Annotated in this window: 15 protein-coding genes and 1 other RNA gene; 5 read left to right on the plus strand and 11 right to left on the minus strand. The window is 42.3% G+C overall.

Features of this window, described 5'->3' with window-relative positions:
- Positions 1-56: 56 nt before the first annotated feature.
- A complete protein-coding gene (gene dnaK / locus CYL31_RS18565; RefSeq protein ID WP_212916620.1) occupies positions 57-1,973 on the minus strand; it encodes a molecular chaperone DnaK in 1,917 nt (638 codons plus the stop codon).
- Positions 1,974-2,076: 103 nt separating this feature from the next.
- Positions 2,077-2,655 carry a nucleotide exchange factor GrpE gene (gene grpE, locus CYL31_RS18570; protein WP_212916621.1) on the minus strand — a complete coding sequence of 193 codons (579 nt, stop codon included), beginning with the start codon at positions 2,653-2,655 and terminating at the stop codon, positions 2,077-2,079.
- A 185-nt stretch (positions 2,656-2,840) separates the two neighbouring features.
- Between grpE and recN the strand changes: the two genes are divergently transcribed.
- The gene (gene recN, locus CYL31_RS18575; protein WP_212916622.1) at positions 2,841-4,511 is read left to right on the plus strand and encodes a DNA repair protein RecN; all 1,671 of its coding nucleotides are present in this window, start codon (positions 2,841-2,843) and stop codon (positions 4,509-4,511) included.
- Between the two features lie 115 nt (positions 4,512-4,626).
- Here recN and fur read toward each other — a convergent pair whose 3' ends face one another.
- Positions 4,627-5,037: a ferric iron uptake transcriptional regulator gene (gene fur, locus CYL31_RS18580; protein WP_012071629.1), complete on the minus strand. Its 411-nt coding sequence runs from the start codon at positions 5,035-5,037 to the stop codon at positions 4,627-4,629.
- Between the two features lie 69 nt (positions 5,038-5,106).
- Between fur and CYL31_RS18585 the strand changes: the two genes are divergently transcribed.
- Entirely contained in the window at positions 5,107-5,424 is a 318-nt protein-coding gene (locus CYL31_RS18585; protein ID WP_212916623.1) for an outer membrane protein assembly factor BamE, read from the plus strand.
- On the opposite strand, the gene CYL31_RS18590 is transcribed toward CYL31_RS18585, so the two are convergent.
- The 3 genes from CYL31_RS18590 to CYL31_RS18600 are packed head-to-tail and all read right to left on the minus strand — an operon-like array spanning position 5,421 to position 7,498.
- Positions 5,421-5,705 (minus strand): RnfH family protein, encoded by a 285-nt coding sequence (locus CYL31_RS18590; protein ID WP_212916624.1) that lies wholly within the window; start codon positions 5,703-5,705, stop codon positions 5,421-5,423. The genes CYL31_RS18585 and CYL31_RS18590 overlap by 4 nt on opposite strands.
- Position 5,706: 1 nt before the next feature.
- Entirely contained in the window at positions 5,707-6,138 is a 432-nt protein-coding gene (locus CYL31_RS18595; RefSeq protein WP_212916625.1) for a type II toxin-antitoxin system RatA family toxin, read from the minus strand.
- A 1-nt stretch (position 6,139) separates the two neighbouring features.
- Positions 6,140-7,498 (minus strand): sodium-dependent transporter, encoded by a 1,359-nt coding sequence (locus CYL31_RS18600; protein ID WP_212916626.1) that lies wholly within the window; start codon positions 7,496-7,498, stop codon positions 6,140-6,142.
- A 181-nt stretch (positions 7,499-7,679) separates the two neighbouring features.
- Here CYL31_RS18600 and smpB point away from each other — a divergent pair, with 181 nt between their 5' ends.
- Both smpB and ssrA read left to right on the plus strand, forming a co-directional pair.
- On the plus strand, positions 7,680-8,159 hold the full coding sequence (smpB, locus tag CYL31_RS18605) for an SsrA-binding protein SmpB (RefSeq protein WP_212916627.1): 480 nt from the start codon (positions 7,680-7,682) through the stop codon (positions 8,157-8,159).
- A gap of 113 nt (positions 8,160-8,272) precedes the next feature.
- Positions 8,273-8,634: a transfer-messenger RNA gene (ssrA, locus tag CYL31_RS18610) on the plus strand.
- Between the two features lie 132 nt (positions 8,635-8,766).
- Here ssrA and CYL31_RS18615 read toward each other — a convergent pair.
- From CYL31_RS18615 to CYL31_RS18635, 5 genes are all read right to left on the minus strand, one after another.
- Complete coding sequence (locus tag CYL31_RS18615; RefSeq protein ID WP_212916628.1) at positions 8,767-9,243, minus strand: hypothetical protein; 477 nt, start codon at positions 9,241-9,243, stop codon at positions 8,767-8,769.
- A 122-nt stretch (positions 9,244-9,365) separates the two neighbouring features.
- Positions 9,366-10,202 (minus strand): ParB/RepB/Spo0J family partition protein, encoded by an 837-nt coding sequence (locus tag CYL31_RS18620; protein ID WP_212916629.1) that lies wholly within the window; start codon positions 10,200-10,202, stop codon positions 9,366-9,368.
- A gap of 162 nt (positions 10,203-10,364) precedes the next feature.
- Positions 10,365-10,865 (minus strand): GNAT family N-acetyltransferase, encoded by a 501-nt coding sequence (locus CYL31_RS18625; protein WP_212916630.1) that lies wholly within the window; start codon positions 10,863-10,865, stop codon positions 10,365-10,367.
- A gap of 131 nt (positions 10,866-10,996) precedes the next feature.
- Entirely contained in the window at positions 10,997-11,560 is a 564-nt protein-coding gene (locus CYL31_RS18630; protein ID WP_212916631.1) for a recombinase family protein, read from the minus strand.
- A 197-nt stretch (positions 11,561-11,757) separates the two neighbouring features.
- Positions 11,758-12,519, minus strand: a complete 762-nt coding sequence (locus tag CYL31_RS18635; RefSeq protein ID WP_212916632.1) for an endonuclease/exonuclease/phosphatase family protein — start codon at positions 12,517-12,519, stop codon at positions 11,758-11,760.
- Between the two features lie 258 nt (positions 12,520-12,777).
- Here CYL31_RS18635 and CYL31_RS18640 point away from each other — a divergent pair, with 258 nt between their 5' ends.
- Positions 12,778-12,969: a hypothetical protein gene (locus CYL31_RS18640; RefSeq protein ID WP_212916633.1), complete on the plus strand. Its 192-nt coding sequence runs from the start codon at positions 12,778-12,780 to the stop codon at positions 12,967-12,969.
- Positions 12,970-13,005 lie beyond the last annotated feature (36 nt).

Below are 13,005 nucleotides of genomic sequence, written 5' to 3' on the forward strand. Positions count from 1 at the left end.
AAACCGTGCTCGCTATAAACAACCCCATTATTAATGGGAAAATAAGTGCTTAGCGCTTATTTTTTATCTTCTTTCACTTCCTCGAATTCTGCGTCAACCGCATCATCCTGAGATTTAGCTTGCTCACCTTCAGCTGGTTGTGCACCAGCAGCGTCAGCTTCTGCATACATCTTCTGAGCCAAAGTACCAGATGCTTGAGTCAACGCATTGGTTTTCTCTTCAATCTTCTCTTTGTCGTTAGACGTTAGCGCTTCTTCAAGTTCAGTGATCGCAGTTTCAATCGCTTCTTTCTCTTCAGCCGTTGCTTTATCGCCAGCATCAGTCAAGGTTTTACGAGTTGCGTGGATCATGCCGTCAGCAGTGTTGCGAACCTGTACAAGCTCTTCGAACTTACGGTCTTCTTCCGCATTCGCTTCAGCGTCTTGAACCATTTTTTCAACTTCTTCATCGCTCAAACCAGAAGAAGATTTGATAACGATAGATTGTTCTTTACCAGTCGCCTTGTCTTTCGCAGACACACTCAAGATACCGTTGGCATCAATGTCAAAGCTTACTTCGATTTGTGGCACACCACGTGGAGCTGGTGGAATGTCAGCCAAGTCGAAACGACCTAGAGATTTGTTCTGAGACGCTTGTTTACGCTCACCCTGCAATGCGTGGATAGTTACCGCATTTTGATTGTCTTCTGCTGTAGAGAAAGTCTGAGATTTCTTAGTAGGAATCGTCGTGTTTTTCTCGATCAATGCTGTCATAACACCACCCATTGTCTCGATACCTAGAGACAGTGGAGTAACGTCTAGAAGAAGAACGTCTTTCACATCACCAGAAAGTACCGCACCTTGGATAGACGCACCGATTGCAACCGCTTCATCTGGGTTCACGTCTTTACGTGGCTCTTTACCGAAGAATTCAGTTACTTTCGCTTGAACTAGTGGCATACGAGTCTGACCGCCGACCAAGATAACTTCGTCGATATCAGAAGCAGTCAAATCAGCATCTTTCAATGCTTGACGGCAAGGCTCAAGAGATTTCAATACTAGCTCTTCAACCAAAGACTCCAACTTAGAACGAGTCAATTTTACGTTCAAGTGTTTAGGCCCAGTCGCATCTGCAGTGATGTAAGGCAAGTTAACTTCTGTTTGAGAAGAAGAAGACAACTCAACTTTCGCTTTCTCACCGGCTTCTTTCAAACGTTGTAGCGCTAGTGGATCATTGTGTAGATCGATGCCAGACTGTTTTTTGAATTCAGCTGCCAAGTATTCGATAACACGCATATCGAAATCTTCACCACCTAGGAAAGTATCACCGTTTGTAGACAATACTTCGAATTGTTTCTCGCCATCTACGTCAGCGATTTCGATGATAGAAATATCGAATGTACCACCACCAAGGTCATAAACCGCGATAGTAGAGTCGCCAGAGCTCTTGTCTAGGCCGTAAGCCAAGGCAGCCGCTGTTGGCTCGTTGATAATACGCTTAACTTCTAGACCAGCGATTTTACCCGCATCTTTCGTTGCTTGACGCTGAGAGTCGTTGAAGTAAGCAGGAACAGTAATAACCGCTTCTGTTACTTTCTCGCCTAGGTAGTCTTCTGCTGTTTTCTTCATTTTCTTAAGAACTTCAGCAGAGATTTGTGGTGGCGCTTTTTTGTCGCCTTTTACTTCTACCCACGCATCGCCATTATCTGCAGCAATAATTTTGTAAGGCACCATAGAGATGTCTTTTTGAACCACGTCGTCTTTAAATTTACGACCGATCAAACGCTTAACCGCGAACAAAGTATTTGTTGGGTTTGTTACCGCTTGACGTTTAGCTGATTGACCAACCAGTACTTCGCCATCTTCCGCAAATGCGACAATGGAAGGTGTGGTGCGATCACCTTCAGCGTTTTCAATAACGCGAGCTTTTTCGCCATCCAATACGGCAACACAAGAGTTCGTTGTACCTAAGTCAATACCAATGATTCTACCCATGGTTTGTATCTCCAATAAATTCGTTTATGACGATGATAATTCTGTATTTGGGTACGCTTAAAAGTATTTCAAGCGTCCAGTGTCAAAAAAATGACAGTATTTTTTAAGCTGCGCTTGAAACCACTACCATTGCAGGACGTAATAAGCGGCCATTAATGGTGTAACCCTTCTGCACAACATCCATAACGGTGTTCGCTTCTAGTTCAGGGTTTGGCACCATAGTGATGGCTTGATGCAACTCAGGGTTGAATGGTTCGCCATGTGGATCAACCACTTTCACCTCAAAACGAGCCAAAGTCTCAAGCAAATCTTTTAGCGTTAGCTCAACACCTTCACGTACAGGGTCAGATTCACCTGTGTCTGGCGCAGAAGCCAAAGCACGCTCTAGATTGTCCGCCACGTTCACAATGGATTTAGCAAACTTTTCTAAACCAAATTTGTGCGCTTTCTCGACATCTTGTTCTGCACGACGACGTACGTTTTGAGCATCTGCATGAGCGCGAAGTGCCGCTTCTTTATACTGAGCGACTTCTTCCAATGCTTTTGCAAGCTCATCATTTGCAGTAACTTCTTCTAAAGTCTCTACTTCAGGCTCTAAAAGTTCTTCTACTGTTTCGTTTTGCGTTTCGCTTTTCAAATCATGCTCCGCGTCTAGATTAGGATTTTTTTGCTGCTCACTCATTTTCAACTCCAAATAACAGAAACAATGCTTCCTATGTGCAGGGTATATGGGGTCAGCTTTTGACCTTTCAACACTAAAGCCGCATTAATTTCATGGGAATTAAATTTACTAACTAGACTTGTCAAAAAACAACCAAGTACTGTATAAATAACCATATAAATATTTTCTCTTTCTTGGAGCACTCTATGCTGACCAGCATCGCTATTTCCAACTTCGCCATTGTTGAATCTCTAGAATTAGAATTCAAAAAAGGCATGACCGTGATTTCAGGTGAAACAGGGGCAGGTAAATCCATCATGGTGGATGCCTTGTCACTTTGTTTAGGTGATCGTACCGATGCCGCTGTCGTAAGACATGGGCAAAAAAAAGCCGACATCAGCGCCAGCTTCGATATTCAACACTATCCACACGTACACAAATGGCTGGAAGAAAGAGATTTAGAACACGATCAACATTGTATATTGCGCCGTGTTATCAGCAAAGAAGGTCGCTCCAAGGCTTACATCAATGGTCGCCCTTGCACATTAAGCGATCTAAAAGACGTTGGCAGTCAGCTGGTTGATATCCACGGACAGCACGAACACCAATCGTTACTTAAAAAGAACGCCCAAAGACAACAACTCGACGAGTATGGACGTCTGACTGACTTGAGTAAAAAAGTCAGTCAGCAATATTCAATATGGCGACAACTCAAAGAAGAACTGTCTGCTCAGCAGAATCGCTCCTCGGAACAAGATGCCAAGATCCAGCTACTATCTTACCAAGCACAAGAGCTACAACAGCTTGATCTAAAAGAAGGCGAAATCGAAGAGTTAGAAAACGAGCAAGCTTTCTTGTCGAACATTGCCGACTCACAATTTAAAGCCTATCAAGCCAGCGGTATTTTGATCGACAGCGACGAAGGCAATGTTTGCTCTTTATTACACCAAGCAATCAATAGCGCTAGCCAAATTCGTCCAGCCACCAAAGAATTGGAAAATGCATTAGAAATGATGAATGTCGCTTTAATACAGGCACAGGAAGCGGCCGACAGCCTACATCATTATCAAGACACGCTAGAACAAAATCCCGAGCGCCTCATGGATATAGAGCAACGCTTATCGGACATTTATGATACGGCTCGCAAGCACCGAACCTTGCCAGAAGGCCTTTTATCCTTACGAGAGAGTGTCGAAGCAGAACTAGACAGCTTACAAGGTAGTGAAGAAAGCCTAGAGTCACTAAAAGAAAAAGAAGAGCAAGCCTATGAAAAACTCACCGCGCTTGCCACCACATTGACAGAAAAGCGCATTACCGCCAAAGATGAGCTAGCGCAGAAAGTCGAAGAACAAATACATGGATTGGGCATGCCACATGCGCGCTTCTTTATTCAATGTCAGCCACTTACACAAGTTTCGGCAAATGGTTTTGAAGACATCGAATACATGATCGCTTCCAACCCAGGACAACCCGCTCAGCCATTACGTAAAGTCGCCTCAGGTGGTGAGTTGTCACGTATTAGTTTAGGTATTCAAGTAGTGACCGCTCACACATCAATTATCCCAACATTGGTGTTTGATGAAGTAGACGTAGGCATCAGCGGTGGTATCGCGGAAGTCGTTGGTCGTATGCTGCGCTCTGTGGGCAAACGAGGCCAAGTCTTTTGCGTTACTCACCTTGCGCAAGTGGCAGCTCAAGGCAATCAGCATCTACGAGTCAGTAAACTGGTTGAAGATGAAGCAACCTCCTCTCAGGTCGAGCTACTTAAGGATCAAGATCGAACACAAGAAATTGCACGCCTACTCGGTGGATTAGAACTGACCGAGCAAACCCTAGCTCATGCTCGTGAAATGCTTGGCAACGTTCAACTGCAATAGCATTATAGTAAAAATGGCATCGTCAAAACATTGCCACCAGAAGTAAAAATAAAAAAAGGGCCTAAATTCTGCGATTTAGGCCCTTCCCATTCATCCCCCTTAGGTAAACGAATATTTATTTTTTCTTTGGACGCACGTAGATAATCAAGCTGTGATCTTCAATATCAAAACCATGCTCTTCCGCGATTTCACGCTGACGTTTTTCAATAATTGGATCTACGAATTCAATGACTTTGCCAGTTTCTAGACAAATCATGTGATCGTGGTGATCACCCTTCGCCAACTCAAAAACAGCTGTTCCTGCTTCGAAATGGTGACGTTGCACCAAACCTGCAGTTTCAAACTGAGTTAGCACACGGTAAACTGTCGCCAAACCAACATCTTCACCTTGATCAAGCAGAGTGCGATAGACATCATCAGCACTCATGTGGCGGTCACCCGCACCTTCAAGAATTTGTAAAATTTTCACTCGTGGTAGAGTTACCTTGAGTCCCGCTTTCTTTAGCTCTTGATTTTCGCTAGTCATGAGTCATTCTCTATTCGATCTTGTTGATAATTACTTTATCATTAGCACACCAGAGTAAGGATAATACAAATGAAAAAATCAGTTTTAATATTATGCGCAGCACTTTCACTTAGCGCATGCAGTTTATTTCCACCACCTTACAAGGTTCCAGTAACACAAGGAAATCTTGTAACGAAGGAACAACTATCACAGTTACAAATTGGCATGTCTGAATCTCAGGTCACTTACCTACTGGGTACTCCCATGCTAAGAGACACTTTCAAGCCAAACGAATGGCATTACCTATATACAGCTCTATACGCAACACCAGATACCAAGAAAAGTGATGCAAACGACCTGGTGCTAATTTTTAGCGACGGCGTTTTAACACAAATCAAAAACAACTAATCCTTTGTTGTTTTCGCTGCACGGTTGGCCCTAGCTTGCTTTGGGTCAACCTTCAGCTCACGATACAACTCGACTCGCTCGCCTTCTTTTAATTCTTGCTCTTCCGCATTTCGCACTGCTTTACCGAAAATGCCAACTTTTACTGTCTCGACATCCACATCAGGAAAAAAAACATGAATATTAGAACGGCGTACTGCATCACGCACGGTACAACCTTCTTCAACCTCTAAAGCAATAATTTTTTGCTTCTCAGGTAAAGCGTACGCTACTTCAACTCTCATACTATTCACCGTATACTACTTTTGCACGCTTGCTAAAAGAATCCACCATCGTATTGGCAATTTGACTAAACACGCCACCAAAAGCGAACTTCAGCATACCGCTTAATTCAAACTCAATACTCAGCATAATTTTGCAACTTGTCGGAGATAACTCCGTGAAAGTCCATATGCCGTGCAAACTCTTAAATGGCCCTTTCACCAAGGTCATTTCAATTCGACTAAAATCTTCCAAAAAATTCTTTGTCGTAAACGATTGTCGCACTGGCCCTTTGCCTACTTCCAAAGACGCCACAATTTCCGTTGGCGTTTTTGAAATTAATGTAGAATTCAAACACCCAGGTAAAAACTCAGGATAACCATCAATATCGTTTACCAAAGCAAACATTTGCTCGCAACTGTAGTTAACATGTGCGAAGCGTTCTATATGACTCAAACTACACTCCTATCCAGCCAGCAAGAGTAATCACAATCATTGCTGGAATACTTATGTATTTCAATGTCTTATACCACCATTGAAAATGATTTGCTTGTTTTGTAATCATCTCATTTTGCAACATGGAATGTGGAATAAACCAAGCCACCAAAACAGACAGCAAAATAGCCCCCACAGGCAAAAGAATCAAAGACGTAAATTCATCTAACAATTCAAAGAAATTCAATCCGAAGACAATTTTGCTGTCCCAATGATTAAAAGACAAAAGCACCGCAATACCAACAAACCAAACGGCAATCCCCATCAATAGAGCAGCTTTCAAGCGGGCGATATAAAATTTTTCATGCAGCCAAGCAACAAACAATTCTAACATGGATATGGCCGACGTAAGAGCCGCAACTACCAACAATAAAAAGAACACGCCCGCGAAAAATTGACCACCAGGCAAGCCACCAAAAATGATAGGCAGGGATACAAAGGTCAAACTTGGTCCAGCTTGTACATCAATATTAAATGAAAACACCAATGGAAAAATGACCAAACCAGCTAAAATAGCCACCAGCAAATCCACTCCCACAACGATGCTACATGCGCGAGCAATCGACATACGCTTGCTCATATAAGCACCATAGGCAAACATGGCGCCCATTCCCACACTCAAACTAAACAAAGCTAGCCCAACAGCAGACAAGACAACTTCAAAGGTAATATCCTGCCAAGACCAACGAAACATAAAGTCCAGCGCTGCATTCATATTACCAATGCTCATAGAATAAAACGCCAGCAACAATAACGTCACTACCAACACTGGCAATAAAATCCGTACCACGGCAGACAAACCACGAGTAACCGACTGCCCAACCGTTAATACCACTAATGCCATAAATACAGAATGCCACAACAGCATTTCTGTTGGTGTCGCTAATAAAGTATCAAACATGCTGGATGCGCCAACTTGCGTAATGTCTTTAAAATCACCAGACACAGCACGATCTAAATAAGCCAGAGACCAGCCCGCAATTACGCTGTAAAAAGTAAGAATTAAAAAGCCCGTTATACCAGCTAACCAAGGCACAAACACCCAAGCTGGGTGAACAATACGACGCTCACTTAAATCGTTTACCGTATCAATAGGATTAGAACGAACCGTACGGCCCAAAGCTACTTCAGCCATCAATACAGGCAAGCCGACCAGCAACAAACACAAGCAATACACAAACAAAAATGCACCGCCGCCGTTTTGCCCGAGCACATAAGGAAACTTCCAAATGTTCCCCAATCCCACCGCCGACCCACTGGCCGCAAAAATAAATATCCACGGACTTGACCAGATACCTTGTAAACATCGACTTTCAGGCATAAATTTAGGCTCTAAATACACAAGATGTGTTTAAGGATAGGAATAAAACGCATACGTGGCCAACACATAAGCGCTACCTAACCAGACAAATTAATTAACAAGTGCGAATTTTCCAACATTCAGGCGCATACCTCAAGAAAAGCATAGGTTTTTGCCACTATCGACCGTATAATTTCCAACTATGAGTAAAGTAAAGAAAAAATCCAGCAGCACGGGCACCATCGCGCTTAACAAACGTGCAAAATACGACTACTTTGTCGACCAGAAGTTCGAAGCCGGTTTGGTTTTATCTGGTTGGGAAGTAAAAAGCCTGCGCGAAGGCAAAGCCCAATTAGTAGACTCCTTCGTTATCATTCACCAAAACGAAGCGTGGCTCGTCGGTGCGCGTATTACGCCACTGCTTAGCGCCTCAACGCATGTCGTTTGTGAACCGATGCGACAACGCAAGCTTTTGCTGAATCGCAAAGAACTTGACCGGATCATCCAAGTCACCGAGCAAAAAGGCAAAACCTGTGCGGCCATGGCGCTGTACTGGAAAGGCAACAAGATAAAATGCGAAGTCGCCTTGGTAACCGGTAAAAAAGAACACGATAAACGTGATACCGAGCGTGATCGTGATTGGTCAAGAGACAAAGAACGACTAATGAAACACAGTGCTTAGTCTTTAAGATTCATAGGCTATACTTAATACGGTATGAATATGAACACACTAAGCATTTCAGCGTTATCTCTAGCGTAAGCACATTGTTTGCGATAGACTAGCGTTACCTTTTTGGGGGCGACATGGTTTCGACGTCGGTTACAAACCCAAAGGTGCATGTCGAGAGTGATGCGTGATCTCGTTAATCCCCCGCATCAATTTTATAGTCGCAAACGACGAAAACTACGCTTTAGCAGCCTAAACCGCTGCTAGTGTGCTGCCCTCAGGTTGCTTGTAGCCAGAGATTCTGCAGTATCATAAATTACAAGATGCTAACTGATGCCCCGCCTAGGGATAAGGTTCTAAGACTAAGTAGGCTCGCCATTAACACCCTGTCCTTCGGGCGGTTCGTGGTCAAATAATAGAAGTGACTATGCATGTAGAGCCGATGGCAGAGGACTGACGGACGGGGGTTCGACCCCCCCCGCCTCCACCAACTGCAAAAGGCGGTCAGATTTCCATATTTTTCAACAACTTATGGACTGGCCGCCTTTTTATTTCCCCCACGTTTTTCCCCCACATAATTCCCGAACACCTAATTCTATACAAGTCATCTGTAAAAGTGTTTTCACAGATGCTCTATAAAAGTTTCATCGCAAAGATGATCCTTATAGAGTGTTAGTGCGCCGAATTTCTCAGAATTAGCTATATTCCAAGAGCTAATCAATTGTTTCTTCAATTGCTCATCCATAGTAGAACTGTTAATACCATCGTAAATTCCAGAAGCCCTACCCATTGTGTACCCTTTCACCATCTCAACTGCCATTCTTTGGTACAATAAGAGAGACCTCATAGCCTCATCATTACTCATATCGGAGGATTTAAAGTTGATAAGAGATATCTTTACCAAGAGTTCAGCTTTTATTTTCCACCCTACTTGATTAGCAAAACCAAAGCATTTAGCAGCAAGCCCTGCTTTAGCAAGCATCTCACTAAAGTCTGGCTCAGTTTTAAAATCATCTAAGGAATATTTTTTATCTACTGCAAAAGCAATAGAACTTGATATCAAAAAATAAATAACGACTAACCTAACCACTTTAATCACAGCCTATCCTCCTGACGCACCTAGAAACAACGAACTGTCACCTTAAATGTAGTGGAAATGTAATGCTATGGGGCGTACCTGTATCAAGATACACCCATAAGGAAGATACACCTTGAGTCCAACTAGAAGTCAAACTCTTCGAGATCATCAACGCTATATTGAAGATATTCTGTCACATCTCTAAGTAGCTTCTGAGAGTACATCCCTAGTGCATCAATGAACACTTCGGGTTGTGCTATAAGTTTCCTTCCAAAAGTAGTGCTAAGTCTTTTAGCCCAATCTTTTGCTTGAGCTCTCTGCCAGTCATCATCATATGACTTTTCCTTATGAGGATAATCAATAGCTTCCGCCCAAGTCATCTCTAGAGCAACTTCATGCCAGTCATCAGGATGGTACTGTTGAACCTCCCTCAGCTTCTTTCTCATACGTCCAACGGTGGCAGTGCTAACCTTACAGACTTTAGATATAGAGCCTTTAGATAGACCTTCAGCCCTCAAAGCCACAAATTTCCATGCTCTATTGCTCTTATCATCCTTGGTCATCGCTAGCTTATCCTTTGAGTTCAGCCTTGTAGCTTCACCCATTGCTTGCACTAAACTCCCATTGAAGGCTTTCACAGGGATCATCACCTTCATCAGTTCCTTTTCTTTAGCAAACTCTCTATAGGCAGCTAAACGATGATGTCCATCCAATACATACCACATTGAGCCTGACCACCAGACAACGATAGGATCGAGTCGGTTAGTTGGCTCATTACGGATAGCCCCAAGAAGGTTCTGAATGTGCTGCTCCTTGGATGAAACATCTGTATGTATGTCTCTTGGTTGGAACACTAAGAGAGCTTCATGTATTTCATTAAGTTCAAGACTTCCATTGATCTTAGGGGCTTCTTTGCCCTGTTTAAGATCATTCTCAAGGCAGCTATAGGTTTCTAGAAATGTTTCATTTAAATCAGTCATTATCATTCTCCGATATTCATATAGGTTAGTGAATGGAGTATTACTCCAATACTGACCCCTAATTGAATAACGAATATCATCCAAACAATAAAAGGCAAAAGCAGTCTACTTAGGTAACCGATAAGTCATTAAAAAATAAATAACCAATGAAAAGCTGTAAGATCAAACCTCATTAAGCTCGATCACTTCCACTCCAACCTCTTCAAATATTGCTGCCATGCTGTCAGAAAGGTTTGAAACAAATGCTTGTCCTTCATCTGAGTAAGGTTGTGCGTGGACAAGTAACCTTGCCTGATCTCCCTTTTCAGTTAAAAAGTCTTCATACTTTTCACAAAATACATCTATAAGTTTATCAAGCAGATACCAACTTAACCCTTTCCCTCGAAACTCTTTTAGAATAATCACACCTTCAATGTGGAGCTCTACTCCCACACCGGGTATTTCTTTATTAGGTTCACCAACGTTAACCCTGAATGACACCAGACCAATACACTTAGCCTCGCACCAGAGTTCAATACGATCTAGCCCTTCAGCTAAAAAATGGTTTTCCTTAAAATGAAGACCGTCGTGTTCGCTGTTAAATTCCTTAATGCATCCCAAGCACTCTTTCTTGGAGGTTTGATTCAAAGTAGTTGAAAAATTAAAAGCAGTTGAATGGCTCATAATAACTCCACAAATCATTCTTTTTTTCAAAGGTAACTTATTGTAAAACAATGTCTTTTAGCATATTTAATAAAGGGTCTATTTTTATCTCCCCCCCCCAAAACTGTCCCTTAATATTAGAACCATCTAAACTAACTGGCGACCTTTCTACATGCTCTCTTAACGGATGCTGTTGATATCTTGAAATACTCAGCTGTGGCCTTGATTGAAGCTTGGTTTGAAGCTCTCCATGAAGCCACAGATTCATCATTAATGACTTTATCTCTCCCTAAGTTTTTTCCTTCAGACCTAGCTTTTTCAATGCCAGCCATCTGTCGAGCTTTAATGTTTGATCTCTCTAGCTCCGCGACTGCTGATAGCATTGTTAGCATGGCTTTTCCTATCGGTGTTGATAGGTCAAACCCCTCTCTCAAAGACACCACTGAGACGCTCTGAGACTGCATTAGGGAGACGGTCTCAAGAACATCTATCGTATCCCTACCTAAACGATCAATTGCGCTGACAATCACTGTATCGCCTTCTCGAACATAAGCTAAGAGTGCCTTCATTCCCTCCCTTTGAGATGACTTCACCACACCTGAGACAGCTTCATCAATGAACCATTTATCAATAGAGTAAAGCTCACTGATTTTATATTGCTGACTCTCTGTAGACTGTCCATCAGAACTAACACGAACATAAGCGACTACGGCCATAAATACTCCACAAATAGATCAAAAGGTATGGATCATTATATTAATGTGGATCATAGTCTTGTCAACAGCTTTGAGCCATTTATTAGGTAGGATCTTTAGGGTGGGTCAAAAGGTATACCCTTTGAGCTAACAATAAAGATTATGCGATTTGTTCAATCCACGAGTGCTTCAAACAAAGAGTCTTATAAAGGCACATATTATAAGTTAGTAGTCATAAACACAGATATAGGATAGTGATCACTGACACTAAGCCATTCTCCACAAGGCATTTCCATACTTGATGCGCTCAAAATATCTTCCGAAAGAAAGACATAATCTATGTGGTAAGTCTTTATGAGATTTCGGTGAAGGTGAAAAGTAGGCCGAGATTCACCACCCTGCTCCTCACCATAGAAGTGATGATACAAACTTTGAACTCCAAGCTCACCTAGCTCAACTACTACATCAGAGTGATTCCACCATCTATCAGGCTTATCCCATCTTGCATTGCTATTGAAATCACCAGCAATTATAGTTTTTTGTCCCGAAAGCTTGTCTCTATGGATCTGCAAATATTTCCAGAACTGCCCCATGTAACCAAAGACATCACTTTCCTTACCTCCCTTTGTCCATACACCTAGCAACGTATACTCTTCATTGATCAAGACTGGTAGGAAAAGTCTAAGCTCTTTTGAGCTCCACTCTAGTGCTTTACTCTTACTAACAAGCCCTTTCATTGTAAACATACCAGTCCATTCCAGTGATTGGACGGAATATCCATTCTTAGAAAAAATTCCAATCCCTTTGTTTTTAGACTCTCCCTTCCAGATGTAGTTGTTACCTGCCCAGTCTTGATATGCTTTCGATGACTGTGACGGGTCTTCACACTCTTGTATGACTAAGATATCAGCTTCAAGTTGATCTATATGTTCAAGCTTATTCCTAAAGCCTCCATTGCAGTTCCATGTAACAATCTTCATAAGTGCTTCCAATTGAGTATCGTGACTTAGCATGAACATAGAGGTTCATACTATTTAGTTTGACCCGCCCATACCCACAAGTTAACCGAGAAGACAGGGCTAAGGGGGAAAAGTGCTTTGTACTTATTACGTATCTAGGCTCAAAAATTTATTCTGAAAATTTCCAGTTATCCTCCACTATGAGCTATGCTTTATCGTAAGGCTAATCTAACAATCAGCCCGACTAATTTGAAGCTCATAAGTTCAAGGAGGAACACAATGAACAGACTCGAAAACCTATTATCTACGCTTCTTACAGTTCGTATCGAAGACATTTCTCAAGTACCAACCGAAGAACAGCACCTTTTAGTAAACAACATTGAAGAGCTACAAGATCAACTAAAAACAATACTCAGTGAACCTTGTTTTTCAGATGACTCTGCAATGCTCGCGCCTTCTAAGCCCCAATAAATAACTAGACTCTGAGTGTGTACAGGTGGTTCATCT

The organism is Marinomonas sp. A3A, from assembly GCF_018336955.1.
Taxonomy (GTDB): domain Bacteria; phylum Pseudomonadota; class Gammaproteobacteria; order Pseudomonadales; family Marinomonadaceae; genus Marinomonas; species Marinomonas lutimaris.

What these genes read in the sequence shown, in the direction of transcription:
- CYL31_RS18585 (WP_212916623.1), top strand. Translation starts at nt 5,107, where the DNA reads ATGAAAAAATCAGTTTTAATATTATGCGCAGCACTTTCACTTAGCGCA.
- CYL31_RS18625 (WP_212916630.1), bottom strand. Translation starts at nt 10,865, where the DNA reads ATGAGCCATTCAACTGCTTTTAATTTTTCAACTACTTTGAATCAAACC.
- CYL31_RS18620 (WP_212916629.1), bottom strand. Translation starts at nt 10,202, where the DNA reads ATGACTGATTTAAATGAAACATTTCTAGAAACCTATAGCTGCCTTGAG.
- recN (WP_212916622.1), top strand. Translation starts at nt 2,841, where the DNA reads ATGCTGACCAGCATCGCTATTTCCAACTTCGCCATTGTTGAATCTCTA.
- smpB (WP_212916627.1), top strand. Translation starts at nt 7,680, where the DNA reads ATGAGTAAAGTAAAGAAAAAATCCAGCAGCACGGGCACCATCGCGCTT.
- dnaK (WP_212916620.1), bottom strand. Translation starts at nt 1,973, where the DNA reads ATGGGTAGAATCATTGGTATTGACTTAGGTACAACGAACTCTTGTGTT.
- fur (WP_012071629.1), bottom strand. Translation starts at nt 5,037, where the DNA reads ATGACTAGCGAAAATCAAGAGCTAAAGAAAGCGGGACTCAAGGTAACT.
- CYL31_RS18590 (WP_212916624.1), bottom strand. Translation starts at nt 5,705, where the DNA reads ATGAGAGTTGAAGTAGCGTACGCTTTACCTGAGAAGCAAAAAATTATT.
- grpE (WP_212916621.1), bottom strand. Translation starts at nt 2,655, where the DNA reads ATGAGTGAGCAGCAAAAAAATCCTAATCTAGACGCGGAGCATGATTTG.
- CYL31_RS18635 (WP_212916632.1), bottom strand. Translation starts at nt 12,519, where the DNA reads ATGAAGATTGTTACATGGAACTGCAATGGAGGCTTTAGGAATAAGCTT.
- CYL31_RS18630 (WP_212916631.1), bottom strand. Translation starts at nt 11,560, where the DNA reads ATGGCCGTAGTCGCTTATGTTCGTGTTAGTTCTGATGGACAGTCTACA.
- CYL31_RS18600 (WP_212916626.1), bottom strand. Translation starts at nt 7,498, where the DNA reads ATGCCTGAAAGTCGATGTTTACAAGGTATCTGGTCAAGTCCGTGGATA.
- CYL31_RS18640 (WP_212916633.1), top strand. Translation starts at nt 12,778, where the DNA reads ATGAACAGACTCGAAAACCTATTATCTACGCTTCTTACAGTTCGTATC.